The 16,321-nt window shown below is 49.4% G+C and carries 14 protein-coding genes and 1 rRNA gene; 8 read left to right on the forward strand and 7 right to left on the reverse strand.

The genetic code is table 11. The features are described from left to right. The 4 genes from GMA8713_RS23775 to GMA8713_RS23790 all read right to left on the reverse strand — a co-directional run. Nucleotides 1-127, reverse strand: a 16S ribosomal RNA gene (locus tag GMA8713_RS23775); the annotation flags it as partial. Nucleotides 128-656: 529 nt separating this feature from the next. Beyond that, the gene (gene hemG, locus GMA8713_RS23780; RefSeq protein WP_062714922.1) at nt 657-1,181 is read right to left on the reverse strand and encodes a menaquinone-dependent protoporphyrinogen IX dehydrogenase; all 525 of its coding nucleotides are present in this window, start codon (nt 1,179-1,181) and stop codon (nt 657-659) included. Between the two features lie 20 nt (nt 1,182-1,201). Further along, entirely contained in the window at nt 1,202-2,659 is a 1,458-nt protein-coding gene (locus tag GMA8713_RS23785) for a TrkH family potassium uptake protein (protein WP_002540760.1), read from the reverse strand. Between the two features lie 42 nt (nt 2,660-2,701). Beyond that, nucleotides 2,702-3,328, reverse strand: a complete 627-nt coding sequence (locus tag GMA8713_RS23790; protein ID WP_062667763.1) for a YigZ family protein — start codon at nt 3,326-3,328, stop codon at nt 2,702-2,704. Nucleotides 3,329-3,581: 253 nt separating this feature from the next. On the opposite strand from GMA8713_RS23790, the gene fadB reads away from it, so the two are divergent. The 3 genes from fadB to acuI all read left to right on the forward strand — a co-directional run bounded on the left by fadB (nt 3,582) and on the right by acuI (nt 8,099). Beyond that, the gene (gene fadB, locus GMA8713_RS23795; protein WP_062714924.1) at nt 3,582-5,747 is read left to right on the forward strand and encodes a fatty acid oxidation complex subunit alpha FadB; all 2,166 of its coding nucleotides are present in this window, start codon (nt 3,582-3,584) and stop codon (nt 5,745-5,747) included. Between the two features lie 27 nt (nt 5,748-5,774). Continuing rightward, nucleotides 5,775-6,938, forward strand: coding sequence for an acetyl-CoA C-acyltransferase FadA (gene fadA, locus GMA8713_RS23800; RefSeq protein ID WP_062714926.1), 1,164 nt, complete (start codon nt 5,775-5,777; stop codon nt 6,936-6,938). Between the two features lie 180 nt (nt 6,939-7,118). Next, nucleotides 7,119-8,099 (forward strand): acrylyl-CoA reductase (NADPH), encoded by a 981-nt coding sequence (gene acuI, locus GMA8713_RS23805; RefSeq protein WP_062714929.1) that lies wholly within the window; start codon nt 7,119-7,121, stop codon nt 8,097-8,099. A 228-nt stretch (nt 8,100-8,327) separates the two neighbouring features. Here the strand turns inward: acuI and GMA8713_RS23810 are convergent, their stop codons facing one another. Beyond that, entirely contained in the window at nt 8,328-9,269 is a 942-nt protein-coding gene (locus GMA8713_RS23810) for a LysR family transcriptional regulator (RefSeq protein ID WP_062714931.1), read from the reverse strand. A 323-nt stretch (nt 9,270-9,592) separates the two neighbouring features. Here GMA8713_RS23810 and tusA point away from each other — a divergent pair, with 323 nt between their 5' ends. Beyond that, the gene (gene tusA, locus GMA8713_RS23815; protein WP_046303100.1) at nt 9,593-9,838 is read left to right on the forward strand and encodes a sulfurtransferase TusA; all 246 of its coding nucleotides are present in this window, start codon (nt 9,593-9,595) and stop codon (nt 9,836-9,838) included. Nucleotides 9,839-9,903: 65 nt separating this feature from the next. Here tusA and GMA8713_RS23820 read toward each other — a convergent pair whose 3' ends face one another. Both GMA8713_RS23820 and GMA8713_RS23825 read right to left on the reverse strand, forming a co-directional pair. Beyond that, nucleotides 9,904-10,167 carry a hypothetical protein gene (locus GMA8713_RS23820; protein WP_062714933.1) on the reverse strand — a complete coding sequence of 88 codons (264 nt, stop codon included), beginning with the start codon at nt 10,165-10,167 and terminating at the stop codon, nt 9,904-9,906. Nucleotides 10,168-10,267: 100 nt separating this feature from the next. Continuing rightward, nucleotides 10,268-10,825 (reverse strand): TMEM165/GDT1 family protein, encoded by a 558-nt coding sequence (locus tag GMA8713_RS23825; RefSeq protein ID WP_002540771.1) that lies wholly within the window; start codon nt 10,823-10,825, stop codon nt 10,268-10,270. Between the two features lie 361 nt (nt 10,826-11,186). Here GMA8713_RS23825 and glyQ point away from each other — a divergent pair, with 361 nt between their 5' ends. From glyQ to GMA8713_RS23845, 4 genes are all read left to right on the forward strand, one after another. After that, nucleotides 11,187-12,104: a glycine--tRNA ligase subunit alpha gene (glyQ, locus tag GMA8713_RS23830; protein ID WP_062714935.1), complete on the forward strand. Its 918-nt coding sequence runs from the start codon at nt 11,187-11,189 to the stop codon at nt 12,102-12,104. A gap of 1 nt (nt 12,105) precedes the next feature. Continuing rightward, nucleotides 12,106-14,172 (forward strand): glycine--tRNA ligase subunit beta, encoded by a 2,067-nt coding sequence (gene glyS, locus GMA8713_RS23835; RefSeq protein ID WP_062714937.1) that lies wholly within the window; start codon nt 12,106-12,108, stop codon nt 14,170-14,172. Between the two features lie 320 nt (nt 14,173-14,492). Continuing rightward, nucleotides 14,493-15,743, forward strand: coding sequence for a valine--pyruvate transaminase (locus tag GMA8713_RS23840; RefSeq protein ID WP_084387824.1), 1,251 nt, complete (start codon nt 14,493-14,495; stop codon nt 15,741-15,743). Nucleotides 15,744-15,916: 173 nt separating this feature from the next. Next, nucleotides 15,917-16,198, forward strand: a complete 282-nt coding sequence (locus GMA8713_RS23845) for a hypothetical protein (protein WP_062714940.1) — start codon at nt 15,917-15,919, stop codon at nt 16,196-16,198. Nucleotides 16,199-16,321: the final 123 nt, after the last annotated feature.

The raw sequence follows: 16,321 nt of genomic DNA on the forward strand, positions 1-16,321 counted from the left end.
CTCACCCGTCCGCCGCTCGCCGCCCTTAACGTCCCCCGAAGGTTCAGTTAAGTCGCTGCCGCTCGACTTGCATGTGTTAGGCCTGCCGCCAGCGTTCAATCTGAGCCATGATCAAACTCTTCAATTAAAGTTTTTGGCTCGATGAAATACTGTATAAATTGACTGTGCCGATATAACCGAAGTTATTTCGTTTGGTCACTCAGCAAACATCGATAAATCTTTTGTCTATCAATCACGAGTGCCCACACAGATTGCATAGGTCAAATTGTTAAAGAACGTTGACTTAAAGAAGCGTCGCTTCTCACCGTCAGGGCTGCGAATTTTACGCTGCCGGGCGATGAAGTCAAGAAGAAATTTTGAGATTTTTCAGCGTTGCTTTCGCAACCCTCAAAACACCTTGTTGACTTGCCTCTCGGGGTGAATTTCCCTTCGAAGCGGGCGGCCATTTTACTGATTCGAAACAGCGCGTCAAGCGTTTATTTCAACTCAATTTTTGAGGCCTTCGCCGTACCGATTTGAGTGGGCGTTTCCGCTGTGGAAGCCGCTCTCCGTGTCGGTGAGGCGGCATTATAGGGAGGTCTGAAATTCTGGCAAGGGCTTTTTTGAGGTTTTTTATGAAAAACGGTGCGTTCGATTACTTTTCGCCCAAAACGACATTAAAGTGAACGAAATCGCTCTGAAAAGTCCTTCACTCTATCCCAATTGGTGTACTCAACTTCTTTGGTTGGATCAGTTTCGCCACCTGTCATCTTCATAATGAACTGAATCATGACACGATCGAAAAGCTTATAGCGGGGATAGTAGAGCGCACCGGCGAACACATCTTGCAGTTCTGGCTGCCAAGGCGACAGCTTTCTGAACTTCTTCATATAGACACTACCTTCCGGTGTGTCTTTACCAGGTTTGCGAGCTGTCAGATTCACGCAGAAAAAGGCAGCTTTCGTTTCATTGAGCGCAGAGAGGTTGTTTTCGATAAAACGGTATAGCTTCTTATTAAGGTGACCATAGCGAATTGACGCACCAATCAATACCTTTTCATATTCCGCCCAATTCACCTCAGGCATGTCGTGCAGGTCCACCAGCTCACATTCGTAATTACCTGCCAATTCGCTTTCAATAGAACGAAGAATCTTAACTGTCTGCCCTTCACGACTCGAGTGAAGTAAAAGCGCCTTTTTCATCATTATTCCTATAAAAGCTATTAGCTACGCCAGAAGGTCGGCGTAAAAAGAACCAGTAAGGTGAACACTTCGAGACGTCCGAAAAGCATAGAAACAATCAGTACCCATTTCGCGCCACTATTAATATCGCCAAAGTGAACCGCTACCTCTCCCAAACCAGGACCAAGATTATTGAGGGTTGCTGCAACCGCAGAGAACGCCGTTAACTCATCAATACCTGTCGCAATAAGCCCCAGCATACAGATGACAAATACCAGTGCATAGGCCGAGAAGAATCCCCAGACTGCATCCACCACCTGTTGAGGCAATGCTTTGTTGCCCACTTTGATGGTGTACACCGCCCTTGGATGCACCAAACGTTTCAGTTCACGAGAACCTTGTAGTGACAACAGTAGGATTCGGATCACTTTCATACCGCCGCCCGTTGAGCCTGCACAACCACCTATAAAAGAGGAAAACAGTAAAAGCACTGGCAGGAATAATGGCCACTCAGAAAAACTCGTCGTGGTATAACCCGCTGTCGTCGAAATCGATACGGTTTGGAAGATGGCTTGGTTAAAAGCTTCAAACTCAGACTCGTAAGTGCCATGGTTGATCAACATGCCGAACACAATCGCCAGCAGGATAAGCTGGATCACGATAAACGCACGGAACTCCGGGTCTTTGAAATAGAAGCCAGGATGCAGCTTGCCACTGGCAAAAGCGGCGAAGTGTAGCGAGAAATTACACGCTGAAATAAAGAGAAAGAACACCGTGATGAAGTTAATCGCAGGGCTGTTGAAATAGCCAATACTTGCATCATGGGTTGAGAATCCACCGATAGCGACAGTCGAGAAACTATGACTGATAGCGTCGAATACCGACATCCCTGCCAGCCAGTAAGCCGATGCGCAGGAAACGGTCAGCGCAAGATAGATGTACCAAAGCGCTTTCGCCGTTTCGGCAATACGCGGTGTCATCTTGCTGTCTTTAACCGGCCCCGGGATTTCAGCACGGTAAAGCTGCATACCACCGATACCGAGCACTGGCAGAATAGCTACCGCAAGCACAATGATACCCATACCTCCGAACCATTGCAGAAGCTGGCGATAAAACAGTACCGCTTTTGGCAAATTGTCGAGCCCCACCATCACAGTAGCACCAGTTGTCGTCAGGCCCGAGAAGGATTCAAAGAAGGCGTCGGTTACCGACATATTGGGCTGTTCCGACAGCATGAACGGAATAGACCCCGCACTGCCGATTACCGTCCAGAACAGCACCACAATCAAAAAGCCATCACGGGCTTTCAATTCATGTCTGAAACGTCGGTTAGGAAACCAGAGAAGACCACCGCCCGCGAGAAGAAGGAAGAAAGTGAGAACAAAAGGGAAACCTTCACCATCGCGGTAAATGAATGCCACCACGGCTGGCGCCAGCATGGTGATACTGAAAAGGGCAAGAAGAAGCCCGACAATCCGGATAATTGAACGAAATTGCATAGCCTTGGACGGCTCATCCTTATATTCAGGGGTAAGCCTGAATTATGTATTTTTATCAAGCCCGGCCACGCTAACCTGACCGCGGGAGCGATTAAAAATCTCCGCTGCGATCTGTTCGGCACTCCGTGCATCCACTTCCACTGTCATCTCCACATTATGGCTGAAATCAGTATTAACCTGAACCGCGTTATGGGAAGCCAGTATCGATTCGATCAAGGCAATGTGAGGGTATTCACAGCTTATTGTGAACTGGACCGTAATCGCCTTCTCTTTCGTTGCCAGTTGCAGTAACGCCTGTTGCACACCGCCACCATAAGCTTTGACCAGTCCACCTGTCCCCAATCGGATACCGCCATAGTATCGTGTCACCACCGCAGTGATCTCACCCACACCGCTTCCAGATAGCTGCGCAAGTATAGGCTTACCGGCAGTACCGGAAGGTTCTCCGTCATCACTGAAGCCCCAACTCATTGAGTCTTCAGGACGCCCAGCAACGAACGCCCAACAGTTATGGCGCGCGTCGGCATGCTTCGCTTTGATTTCTGCCACAAACGCTTTGGCACTTTCGATGCCTGGCGTATGGGCGAGATAGGTAATAAAGCGGCTCTTCTTTATCTCTTCTTCCGATATCACGGGTGATAACGGGATCAGATAAGGCGAGGTATTCATGCGAGTCACCATAAATTGAAAAGGCGCGGGATTTTAACACAAGAAAATCGTAACACAGCAAAAGCGCTAACTCGTTGAAATAGTGAGAACGCAAGATTCAAACAGATAGTTTAAACACAAATTTCAAACATCTGTTTAACATTTCTATTGCCTTTTTGTTCAGCCCGGCTCAGACTAAAGCTGACTATAACGACTACCCTCTACCTAAAGGTAAACCAAACCAGACAAAGATCTGGCAATACGGAGATAGAACATGATTTACCAAGGTGACACCCTGTCCGTGCGCTATCTGGAAGATGGCCTCGCGGAGCTGAACCTCGATGCACCCGGCTCTGTTAATAAATTCGACCTTGCGACACTGGAAAGTCTCAACGAGGCGCTTAATGCTCTCTCGCAGAAGTCCGACGTAAAAGCCCTGCTGCTGACGTCTGCCAAACCAGCATTTGTCGTAGGCGCAGATATCACTGAATTCCTCGGCCTGTTTGCCAAGCCAGAGGAAGAGCTTTCAAATTGGGTCACACACGCAAACGACATCTTCAACAAACTCGAAGATCTGCCTTTCCCTACCGTTTCCGTCATTTCCGGTTTCGCGCTAGGTGGTGGCTGCGAGTGCATTCTTGCTACTGATTTCCGTATTGCTGATTCCACCGCGCGCATCGGCCTACCAGAAACCAAACTTGGTATCATGCCGGGCTTTGGCGGCACCGTGCGTATGCCACGTCTGGTGGGCGCAGATACCGCGATGGAGCTCATCACCGCAGGTAAAGAAAGCAAAGCCGATGCAGCACTCAAAATCGGTCTGGTTGATGCAGTGACGGCACCAGATGACCTGCGTGAAGCAGCGATTGCCCTTGCTAAGCAAGCCATTGAAGGCAAGCTGGATTGGCAATCACGTCGCGCACAGAAAAAAGCGCCACTGCAACTGAACAAGATTGAAGCCACCATGAGCTTCACTATGGCCAAAGGCATGGTGGCGCGTGTGGCAGGCCCTCACTACCCAGCTCCTATGACCGCGGTTGTAGCGATTGAAGAAGCGTCACGCTCCGATCGCGACGGTGCCTTGGTGGTTGAGAACAAACACTTCGTCAAATTGGCGAAGAACGATGTCACTCAGGCACTGGTTGGTATTTTCCTCAATGATCAGTACCTAAAATCCAAAGCCAAAAAAACCGCCAAAGAAGGTAAGCCAACTGAGCGTGGTGCTGTACTGGGTGCAGGCATCATGGGTGGCGGTATCGCTTACCAGTCAGCCAGCAAAGGTGTACCGGTACTGATGAAAGACATCAGTCAGGCTTCGCTAGAAACTGGCATGAAAGAAGCGTCCAAACTGCTGAACAAGCAATTGGAGCGTGGTCGTCTTAACGGTTTGAAAATGGCAGAAGTACTTGCCTCTATCACCCCGAGCCTTCACTACGCAGGTATCGAGCAATCTGACGTGGTTGTAGAAGCCGTGGTAGAGAACCCGAAAGTGAAAGCTGCAGTACTGAGCGAAGTGGAAGCCTTGCTACCAGAAGGTGCAGTACTGACTTCCAACACCTCCACCATTCCTATCGACCTGTTGGCGAAATCGCTCAAGCGACCAGAGAACTTCTGCGGCATGCACTTCTTTAACCCGGTGCACCGCATGCCATTGGTAGAAGTCATTCGCGGTAAAGATACCTCAGAAGAAACCGTGGCACGCGTGGTGGCATATGCAGCCAAGATGGGTAAAAGCCCAGTGGTCGTCAACGACTGTCCAGGGTTCTTCGTAAACCGCGTGCTGTTCCCCTACTTTGCCGGTTTCAGCATGCTGCTTCGTGACGGCGCTGACTTCACCAAAGTCGACAAAGTGATGGAGAAGAAGTTCGGCTGGCCAATGGGTCCTGCTTACCTACTTGATGTTGTAGGCATTGATACTGCGCACCATGCACAGGCTGTGATGGCAGAAGGTTTCCCAGAACGTATGGCGAAAAGCTACCGCGATGCTGTCGATGTGATGTTTGAGTCCGAGCGCTTTGGTCAGAAGAATGGCGTCGGTTTCTACAAATACTCAGTCGACCGTAAAGGCAAACCGAAGAAAGACGTGGATGCCGATGTCGCAGGTCTGCTGTCATCAGTACTCGGTTCGGCGACCGATTACAGCGACGAAGAGATCATCAACCGCATGATGGTGCCGATGATCAACGAAGTGGTGCGTTGTCTGGAAGAAGGCATTATCGCGACTCCTCAGGAAGCAGACATGGCGCTGGTATACGGTCTTGGCTTCCCTCCATTCCGAGGCGGTGTATTCCGTTATCTGGATACCATTGGACTGGCAAACTATGTTGCTATGGCTGACCAACTGGCCAACCTGGGCCCAGCCTATGAAGTGCCACAAGGTCTTCGCGACAAAGCTGCCAAAGGCGAAGGGTATTTCGATGCCCAAAGACAGTCTGCCTAACCACAAGGAATTGAGAGGGAAAACAACATGAAAAACGTCGTGATTGTCGATTGTATTCGAACCCCGATGGGCCGCTCCAAAGGCGGTGCTTTCCGCCATACCCGTGCGGAAGATTTGTCAGCGCACCTGATGGCATCACTGCTGGCACGTAACCCACAATTAGATCCAACAGAAATCGAGGATATCTACTGGGGCTGTGTACAGCAGACACTGGAACAAGGCTTCAACGTTGCCCGTAACGCAGCTCTGCTCGCGGGCATTCCACACACAGTAGCCGCCACTACGGTTAACCGTCTGTGTGGCTCTTCTATGCAGGCACTGCATGATGCCGCGCGTGCCATTCAAGTGGGTGATGCTGAAGTCTGCCTGATTGGTGGTGTTGAGCACATGGGTCATGTTCCAATGACCCACGGTGTCGACTTCCACCCCGGCCTTTCCAAGTCTGTGGCAAAAGCCGCCGGCATGATGGGTCTGACCGCAGAGATGTTGGGTCGCATTCATGGCATCAGTCGTGAGCAGCAAGATGCCTTTGCAGCCCGCTCCCACCAGCGCGCGTATGCTGCCACCGTGGAAGGCCGCTTTAAAAATGAAATCATGCCTACCGAAGGCCATGATGAGAAAGGCGGACTGTTCCTGATGGAAAACGATGAAGTTATCCGTCCGGAAACCACAGTGGAAACCCTTTCAGGTCTGCGCCCTGTATTCGACCCAGCCAACGGCACAGTAACCGCAGGTACGTCTTCTGCACTGTCTGACGGTGCCGCGGCCATGCTGGTGATGAGTGAAGACAAAGCCAAAGCGCTCGGTTTGCCAATTCGTGCTCGCGTGCGTTCGATGGCAGTCGCAGGCTGCGATCCTTCTATCATGGGTTATGGTCCTGTACCGGCGACGCAAAAAGCACTGAAGCGTGCAGGTGTCACCATTGATGACATCGGCATGATTGAGCTTAACGAAGCCTTCGCTGCGCAGTCACTGCCTTGTGCAAAAGATCTGGGCTTGCTGGATAAAGTCGACGAGAAAGTGAACCTCAACGGTGGCGCGATCGCACTGGGTCACCCTCTGGGTTGTTCAGGTGCTCGTATCTCTACTACGCTTATCAACCTGATGGACCACAATGATGTCGAGCTGGGTCTTGCCACCATGTGTATCGGTTTAGGTCAGGGTATTGCTACGGTGTTTGAGCGCGTTTAAACAAAAACGTGTCGTCATCAAAGCCGGGTTTAATACCCGGCTTTGTTATTTGTAGCGAAGCATTGCTATATGGCTATGCGCTTAACGCATATTAATCATGATTTAGTTTCATTATTTTCATGACCACTTTGGTTCTACACTGTATTTCATACGTTTATTCCCCTTTCCGGAGGACATCCCATGTTCAAAGCACTGGTACTGGACCAAGCTGACAAAATCACCACTTCAAGCATTCAAGAACTCGACGTTAGCCGACTGCCACAAGGCGATGTGCTGATCGACGTGGATTACTCCTCACTGAACTACAAAGATGGTCTGGCTATCACAGGCAAAGGCAAGATCTGTCGTGAGTTCCCAATGGTGCCAGGTATCGACCTGACAGGGACAGTGGCAGAATCTTCAGATTCACGTTTTACCGCCGGACAGAAAGTGGTACTGACCGGCTGGGGCGTCGGTGAAACCCATTGGGGTGGCATGGCACAAAAAGCGCGCCTCAAAGCTGACTGGTTGGTTCCGCTGCCAGAAAAGCTCTCTGGCGATCAGGCAATGAAAATCGGTACTGCGGGTTTGACAGCCATGCTGTGTGTACAGGCACTCCAAGATGCTGGCATCACACCAGAGAAAGGTGAAATCCTGGTGACAGGCGCAAGTGGCGGTGTCGGTTCAGTGGCGGTCACGCTGCTATCGGAATTGGGTTACCAAGTGGTAGCAGTAACAGGCCGCTCAAGCGAGAACGGTGAATGGCTGAAATCGCTGGGTGCGTCACGTGTGGTAGAGCGTAGCGAATTTGAAGAACCAGCTCGCCCATTGGAAAAACAACTTTGGGCTGGCGCGGTAGATACCGTTGGCAGCAAGATGCTGGCAAAAGTGCTGGCGCAGGTTGATTACGACGGCGCAGTCGCAGCATGTGGTCTGGCGGGCGGTTTCGATCTGCCTACCACAGTCATGCCATTTATCCTGCGCGGCGTGAAACTTCTGGGTGTCGATTCTGTGTACGCGCCTTTCGAGCGTCGCCAGAAAGCGTGGCAACGTATCTCTGAGTTGCTGCCGGCGAGCTACTACGACAACGGCTGTCGCGAAATCTCGCTGGAAGAAGTGCCAGACGGAGCAGAAGCCATCACCAATGGTCAAATCACTGGCCGTGTGGTGATCAAGCTTTAAGCTTTCTTTGCGGTATACAAAAAACGGAGCCCATCGGCTCCGTTTTTTGTTTTATACCAATCACAGTAGGTAGCTGATCAGAAATAGCGCAGGAAAAATGCTCGAGAACAAGGCGAAAAATTTCGATAAGTAGTTATTCTACAATCAAATTTTTCAACGCAGTTATCGAGCATTTTAACAAGCTAGGATGAGCAGATATTTACTACGATTGGTATTAAAGGTTGAAGGTCAAACAAACCCCATATCTTTAATTCGCGTATCGATAAGGCGGCTGCATTCTTCTTTAATCAGGTTTCTAAGCCATACCTGCGCCGCGGAATGCTCCGTCCTTGGGTGCCAAATCAGGGAATAATCAAACGGCTTAAATTCGAACGGCAGTGGCTTAATCACCAAATCATATTTTTCACCCACGAGATACGCCAAGTCAGCGGGAACGGTAATGATAAGTGGCAGGCTATCCAACATCGCTACCGCCGCTTCCAGGTGATAAGCACGTAGCGCCAGTTTCGGCTCTGGATGTCCACGCAACGCCTCATCTATCAGCGCTTTCACTCCATCACTGATAGCAATCACTGCATGTGGATAAGCCAGGTAGTCTTCGAGCGTTAGCGCTTTATCGGCCAAAGGGTGATGTTTAGACACCATGCAGAATACGCTCACCAGTCCCAACCTGTCAGACTGAAGCGGGTCAACGGGACCGGTCGGGCGGCAAATCGCCATGTCGCACCCTTGCGAGGTCAACTGACGCATTAACTGGTCATGCTGTAAGGGGGCAAACTCCAGTGACAAACCCGGCGCTTCCTCATAAATACGCGGCAGTGCAAATGGCAAAATGGTTTGCATGGCGTAATCAGTCGTCGCGATCTTAAAAGACTGCTCACACTTGGCAGGATCAAACTCTTCAGGCGAAAGGACATGACGAAGCGTATCTAGTGGTGATGTCAGTTGAGCATTCAACTCCAAGGCTCTTTGGGTTGGGATCAGCTGTTGTCCGTGCCGGGTAAACAAGGGATCGCCCGTAAGGCTTCTCAATCGTCCCAGAACCCTACTCATCGCTGACTGGCTAAGGCTTAGACGGATAGCCGCTTTACTCACGCTACCTTCTTCCAGCAGCACACGAAGCGCGATTAGCAGGTTTAGGTCGCGGCGGTAGATATCTTCAAGTTCCATAACATGCCCAAAGAGTGTTAACGTTGCCATTATAAGCATGCCGGTCACCGATAAAGGTGATTAAGAAAGGCGTTTATTGATATTTGGCGAACGCCAGATAAAAAAAATCCCGCATTAAAGCGGGGAAGCCCAAGAAAACTGGGTGTGAGTGTAGTCGATGAGTGAGTTAGCCTAGCTGTTTCGCCATGTTCACGTTCGTTTGAACATCATTCGTTAACAACTTGTTAATTAAGTTACACATGTTTTTTACAAAACCAACCCCTGTTGAATATTTAGTCTTCATAAGTATGATCGGGTCGACGTTTTCAATGTGATAAATGCAGATGAGTTCAGAATTTGAAAATCCGGATCACTTTTTAGACGCAGAAGGCCTGCGTTGTCCGGAACCAGTCATGATGGTAAGAAAAACAATCCGCAACATGGCGGAGGGTGAAACCTTACTGGTGACGGCGGACGATCCGTCAACGACACGCGATATCCCAAGTTTCTGCCGTTTCATGGACCACACCCTTGTTGCCCATGAGTCAGAAACCAGTCCATTCCGCTATCTGATCAAGAAAGGTCTTTAAGATCTTCTGAACAGATAAACGAGCGGAAATGAAAAAGGCAGCCAAGGCTGCCTTTTTCGTGTCTGTCAGTAATCTGATGCTTGCTCAACGTCGTTCACTTTCCGCCTGAGCGTGGCGTTTTCATGCTCCAGTTCCCGCATGGCCTTTTTCATTGGTAATATGTAACGCACTCTCACCATAGCATCAATAGATAAGTAAGTGGTTACTATTGCGCCAACCACCATAGGAACCCACATATCAGTTAACACCATTCCAAGAATATTCAGCGCCAGTGCAAAGTGGAACAGCCACATCTGGCTTTTAGGGCTGATCGCCAGAAACCTGTCCATAACACGCTCCTTAATCACGATGACACTAACGCCAAACTACCATGGAACCGTCGGAGAGGTTGCTGATGAAATCACACATTCAGGCGTCTTATTATGTTTCTTATCGCATAAAGAAAGTACCGATCGCGAGTACCGCAAACAACCCTGCCGTCACATACCGTACAACGTTCAATGGCAATGCATTTGCAGCCTTGTGACCCAGTAAGACCACCGGGACATTAGCCAGCAGCATACCGATAGTCGTACCAATAATGACCATGGTCAGCGCTTCAGCATTTTGAGCACCGAGTACAGTCGTTGCCACCTGGGTTTTGTCGCCAATTTCTGCAATAAAGAAGGCGATGAAACTCGCCACAAATGGACCCCGGTTTGACACACTTTCTTCGTCATCGAGTTTGTCAGGGATTAGCACCCAAACAGCCATCACCGCAAAGCTGACAATCAGCACCCAACGCAAGACTTCTTCGGTAAGATAATCGGCAACAACCACACCCAGCCAGGCAGCAACCGCATGGTTAAGGATTGTGGCGAAAAAGATAGCAAGAATAATAGGTACTGGCTTTCGGTATCGACTGGCCAGTAACAGGGAAAGGAGTTGGGTTTTATCACCAATTTCTGCCAACGCAACGGTGGCAATGGATATCGCTAACACGCTCATTATTGTCTTCCAGGGCGAGGATTATTATTCGAAAACCATGACAACCCACACGCCCCGCCCGGTTCGCGTAAAGTGTCATTGGTCTCGTCAAACCCACTATCGTGTGTCGCCATTACCATGAAGATTGAGCTTCAAATATGTTGATAATGGCCTCGCTGGCGCGAGAGACTACTCCCCAAGAGCGAGCGCATTTTAGCCTCAACACCTGACGGAATACAACCTCTCCCCGTTTTACCTTTCGACCCCGCTCGCCACCTTTGAAACCAAAGGACAAAAAACCGCCATTACCCCTACTTATCCCAAGCCTTGCGCGCTATAATCGCGTGTTATTTTCACTTCATTAAATCGCGCGAACCTGACGATGCAAAAATTCGACGTTAAAACTTTTCAGGGCATGATCCTCGCGCTGCAGGATTACTGGGCCCAACAAGGTTGTACCATCGTACAACCGCTCGACATGGAGGTAGGTGCAGGCACCTCTCACCCAATGACTTGTCTGCGTGCAATTGGTCCAGAGCCAATCGCAGCAGCTTACGTTCAGCCTTCTCGTCGCCCAACTGACGGCCGTTACGGTGAAAACCCTAACCGTCTGCAACACTACTACCAGTTCCAGACCATCCTGAAGCCGTCTCCAGACAACATTCAGGAACTGTATCTTGGTTCGCTGCGTGTGCTGGGTATTAACCCTGAAGTTCATGACATCCGCTTCGTAGAAGACAACTGGGAAAACCCGACACTGGGTGCCTGGGGTCTTGGCTGGGAAGTTTGGCTGAACGGCATGGAAGTCACCCAGTTTACTTACTTCCAACAAGTAGGTGGTCTTGAGTGTAAGCCTGTTACCGGCGAAATCACTTACGGTATCGAACGTCTGGCGATGTACATCCAGGGCGTCGATTCAGTTTACGATTTGGTATGGACTGATGGCCCATTCGGCAAAGTGACTTATGGCGATATCTTCCACCAGAACGAAGTGGAGCAATCGACCTATAACTTCGAATACGCTGACGTAGACTTCCTATTCACTTACTTCGACCAGTGCGAGAAAGAGTGTCAATCTCTGCTTGAACTTGAGAAGCCTCTGCCATTGCCAGCGTATGAGCGCATCCTGAAAGCAGGTCATGCATTTAACCTGCTGGACGCACGCAAAGCTATCTCAGTGACCGAGCGTCAACGCTACATCCTGCGTATCCGCAACCTGACCAAGTCAGTTGCTGAAGCGTACTACGCATCCCGTGAAGCTCTGGGCTTCCCAATGTGTAAAAAGGGTGAGGAGAAGTAAGATGGCGAACAATTTCCTGATTGAGCTGGGTACTGAAGAGCTGCCACCAACGCAACTTCGTACACTGGCAGAAGCATTTGCAGCAAACTTTGAGCAAGAGCTGAAAGACGCTGAACTGACCCACGAGGGTGTAGTTTGGTACGCAACCCCTCGTCGTCTGGCACTGAAAGTCACTGCGCTGGCTGACCAACAAGCTGACAAGATGGTTGAGAAACGAGGCCCTGCCATCTCTGCCGCTTTTGACGCAGACGGCAACCCAACCAAAGCCGCTCAAGGTTGGGCGCGTGGTTGTGGTATCGATGTATCAGAAGCCGATCGTATGGTGACTGATAAAGGTGAATGGCTGCTGTTCAAGCAAGAAGTTAAAGGCCAGAACACCAAAGACATCGTTGTTGCACTGGCTGACAAAGCACTGGTGAATCTGCCAATCGCAAAGCCAATGCGCTGGGGTGACAAAGATACCCTGTTCATCCGTCCGGTGAAGACCCTGACGATCCTGCTGGGTGACGAGCTGATTGAAGGCACCATCATGGGTGTTGATTCAGCGCGTACCATCCGTGGTCACCGTTTTATGGGCGAAGCGGAATTCACCATCGACAATGCGGACCAATATCCAGCGATTCTGGAAGAGCGCGGTAAAGTTATTGCCGATTACGAAGCACGTAAAGCCACTATCATCGCTGATGCCCAAAAAGCAGCGGAGCTGGTGGGTGGTATTGCTGATCTGGAAGATGACCTGGTTGAGGAAGTCACCTCTCTGGTTGAATGGCCAGTGGTACTAACTGCAACCTTCGAAGAGAAGTTCCTGAAGGTTCCTTCAGAAGCCTTGGTTTACACCATGAAAGGCGACCAGAAGTACTTCCCTGTTTACAGCGAAGACAAGCAGCTTCTGCCTAACTTCATCTTCGTATCAAACATCGAATCGAAGGAACCTCGCCACGTTATCGAAGGTAACGAAAAAGTTGTTCGTCCTCGTCTGGCGGATGCAGAGTTCTTCTTCGACACCGACCGTAAGCGTCCTTTGATTGACCGTCTGCCACAGCTGGAAACGGCTATTTTCCAAAAGCAGTTGGGTACCATCAAAGACAAGACAGACCGCATCACTGAGCTTGCTGGCTACATTGCTGACAAGATTGGTGCTGATGTCGAAAAAGCAAAACGTGCAGGCCTTCTGGCGAAATGCGACCTGATGACCTCCATGGTTTTCGAATTCACCGAAACCCAAGGCGTGATGGGTATGCACTACGCACGTCATGATGGCGAAGCGGAAGATGTTGCCGTTGCCCTGAATGAGCAATACATGCCACGTTTCGCAGGCGATGAACTGCCAGGCAATTGTGTATCTTCAGCACTTGCGATGGCAGACAAGCTGGATACCATCGTAGGCATCTTCGGTATTGGCCAGGCACCAAAAGGTTCTGACCCATTCGCGCTGCGTCGTGCTTCACTGGGTGTGCTTCGCATCATCGTTGAGTACGGTTACGATCTGGATCTGACCGACCTGATTGCCAAAACCAAATTGCTGTTCGGCGACCGCCTGACTAACGATAAGGTTGAAGCTGACGTCATCGAATTCATGCTGGGTCGTTTCCGTGCATGGTATCAAGACGAAGGCCATAGCGTAGATGCCATCCAAGCCGTGCTTGCGATGAACCCTACCCAACCAGCTGATTTCGATAAGCGCGTTAAAGCTGTAACGCACTTCCGTTCACTGGATGCCGCCGAGTCTTTGGCAGCAGCTAATAAGCGTGTAGGTAACATACTCGCGAAATACGACGGCGAATTGTCTGACACCATCAACAGCGACCTGTTGGTGGAAGATGCAGAGAAGGCGTTGGCTGAGAAAGTCACCTCAATGGTTGAAGCGCTGAAACCTGTCTTTGCAGCCGGTGATTACCAAGCTGCACTGACCCAATTGGCAGACCTGCGCGAACCTGTTGATACCTTCTTCGACAACGTGATGGTAATGGCTGAAGACGAAGCGCTGAAGGCGAACCGTCTGGCACTGCTCAATACCCTTCGTGGCCAGTTTATGAATGTTGCAGATATCTCTCTGCTTCAGAAATAAGCTCGGCAAGAAAAGCGAATCAAGAGCCCCGTTTGAACGGGGCTTTTTTGTATCTATATAATTGTCTTTTCACCAGCCTCATTCAAAGCCCTAAAGCGATGTATTCAATCCTGTCTAATCTTAAATTTTCAGTATGTTTCACGTGGAACATCTCTCGAAACGCTTTCTAACTCCCTCTATTCCCTTATCTAAAACGACAGCTTTTCCGCCGTCCGCTACATGTTAAAAAGAAAGCAGAAATTGCATTCATTTTGTGCAATGAATCAGTTATGGTTTGTCGACTAATCTGAAGGAACAAAGGATTAAATAGGTTTCGCGCTATGCAGTTTTCTAAGTTTGGAAATAAGTTTTCTCAGCATTCCGGCATCACACAGTTGATGGACGATCTCAATGACGGACTAAGAAACCCGGATGCCATTATGCTTGGTGGTGGCAACCCAGCGGCGATTCCTGAAATGCTTGAGCACTTCGAAAACTTGAGTAGACGGATGCTAGATGATGGCTCTCTTGTCGCAGCACTCTCTAACTATGATGGACCACAAGGTAAGACAGCGTTCATCGCAGCGCTGGCTGAGATGTTGAATAAGACATTTGGATGGCAGGTGACATCTAAAAACATCATGCTGACCAATGGCAGTCAGTGCGCCTTCTTTTATCTCTTCAACCTTTTCGGCGGGCAGTATGATGACGGCAGCTTTAAGAAGATCCTCCTGCCTTTAACACCTGAGTATATTGGTTACGCCGATTCAGGTTTAGACACTGATATCTTTACCAGCTTCAAACCGACTATCGAGCATCTGGATAACCGCCAGTTTAAATACCATGTAGACTTTGATGCGCTGGAAATTGATGGGTCAGTTGCGGCTATTTGTGCCTCACGACCAACAAACCCAACCGGAAACGTCCTTACTGATGAAGAGATCGCAAAGCTTGATAAGCTGGCACGAGCGAACAATATTCCCCTCATCATCGACAATGCTTATGGTGTCCCCTTCCCGAATATCATCTTCGAAGATGTGAAGCCTTTCTGGAACGAGAACACTATCATGTGTTCAAGCTTATCCAAGTTAGGTTTGCCAGGTGTACGTTGCGGCATCATCATTGCGCAGGAAGAGATTATCACTGCCCTATCCAACATCAATGGAATTGTCAGCTTGTCACCTTGTGGTGTTGGCCCTGCACTCGCACTTGAGATGATTAAAACCCGCGACTTACTGTCGCTCAGTGAAACCGTCATTAAGCCTTTCTATCAGAAGAAAGCCAAACGTAGCATCGAGATTCTTCAGAAAGCGATTCCAGATGAGCGATTCAAAATCCACAAACCAGAAGGTGCTATCTTCCTTTGGCTTTGGTTTGAGGGGCTACCCATCAGCACCAAGGAACTTTACCAGCGCCTAAAGCAACGCGGTTTACTGATAGTCCCTGGCGAGTACTTCTTTATTGGTTCGGAACTGGATTGGGACCATACCCGTGAGTGCCTAAGAATTAACTATGTTCAGGATGATGATGCCATTGCGCGTGGTGTTGAGATACTTAAAGAGGAAGTGGAAAAGGCTTACGCTGAGTCTTAATTCTCCACAAAAGTTCCACGTGAAACATCGCCCAGTTGGAAAATCGACTGGGCTTTTCTGTGCTCATCTAATAATTGGACTCACTAATCTGCTCGCAAACAGCAAAACGTGTTCTTTAGTCATTTGAATTTAACCGCTAGTGTTTCACGTGAAACACCGCTTGGGAGGATTCAATGACAGTGAATAAAGCAAATAGTGTGACAGAAACTGATGTGAAAGTTGGAGTTCTGACAGGAACTTTAGTCGAACCAGAATCCTCTCAATATGGCAAAACGGTGTATTTGATCATTGCCGGAACTGGCCCTACGGATAGAGATGGTAATCAACAATCGATTACAACGGACACGTACAAAAAGCTCGCTCAAGCCCTTTCTCAACTAAACATCGCTTCATACCGCTATGACAAAAGAAGAGTCGGTGAAAGTAAGGTAGACGGGTTAAAAGAAGAAAAGTAAGCGCCCCATGAACCCCACATTCTTATCATGCTGAGTTCGCCATAAGATCAAACCTCCCACCACAAGGAGATTTTGATATGGCCAATCGACGTACTGACCAAGAATGGAAAACCCTGTTCGAAC

The sequence above is a fragment of the Grimontia marina genome (assembly GCF_900060185.1).
Classification (GTDB): Bacteria; Pseudomonadota; Gammaproteobacteria; order Enterobacterales; family Vibrionaceae; genus Enterovibrio; species Enterovibrio marinus.

Coding starts and splice junctions, on each gene's coding strand:
- hemG (WP_062714922.1), bottom strand. CDS start 1,181: ATGAAAAAGGCGCTTTTACTTCACTCGAGTCGTGAAGGGCAGACAGTT.
- GMA8713_RS23785 (WP_002540760.1), bottom strand. CDS start 2,659: ATGCAATTTCGTTCAATTATCCGGATTGTCGGGCTTCTTCTTGCCCTT.
- GMA8713_RS23790 (WP_062667763.1), bottom strand. CDS start 3,328: ATGAATACCTCGCCTTATCTGATCCCGTTATCACCCGTGATATCGGAA.
- fadB (WP_062714924.1), top strand. CDS start 3,582: ATGATTTACCAAGGTGACACCCTGTCCGTGCGCTATCTGGAAGATGGC.
- fadA (WP_062714926.1), top strand. CDS start 5,775: ATGAAAAACGTCGTGATTGTCGATTGTATTCGAACCCCGATGGGCCGC.
- acuI (WP_062714929.1), top strand. CDS start 7,119: ATGTTCAAAGCACTGGTACTGGACCAAGCTGACAAAATCACCACTTCA.
- GMA8713_RS23810 (WP_062714931.1), bottom strand. CDS start 9,269: ATGGAACTTGAAGATATCTACCGCCGCGACCTAAACCTGCTAATCGCG.
- tusA (WP_046303100.1), top strand. CDS start 9,593: ATGAGTTCAGAATTTGAAAATCCGGATCACTTTTTAGACGCAGAAGGC.
- GMA8713_RS23820 (WP_062714933.1), bottom strand. CDS start 10,167: ATGGACAGGTTTCTGGCGATCAGCCCTAAAAGCCAGATGTGGCTGTTC.
- GMA8713_RS23825 (WP_002540771.1), bottom strand. CDS start 10,825: ATGAGCGTGTTAGCGATATCCATTGCCACCGTTGCGTTGGCAGAAATT.
- glyQ (WP_062714935.1), top strand. CDS start 11,187: ATGCAAAAATTCGACGTTAAAACTTTTCAGGGCATGATCCTCGCGCTG.
- glyS (WP_062714937.1), top strand. CDS start 12,106: ATGGCGAACAATTTCCTGATTGAGCTGGGTACTGAAGAGCTGCCACCA.
- GMA8713_RS23840 (WP_084387824.1), top strand. CDS start 14,493: ATGCAGTTTTCTAAGTTTGGAAATAAGTTTTCTCAGCATTCCGGCATC.
- GMA8713_RS23845 (WP_062714940.1), top strand. CDS start 15,917: ATGACAGTGAATAAAGCAAATAGTGTGACAGAAACTGATGTGAAAGTT.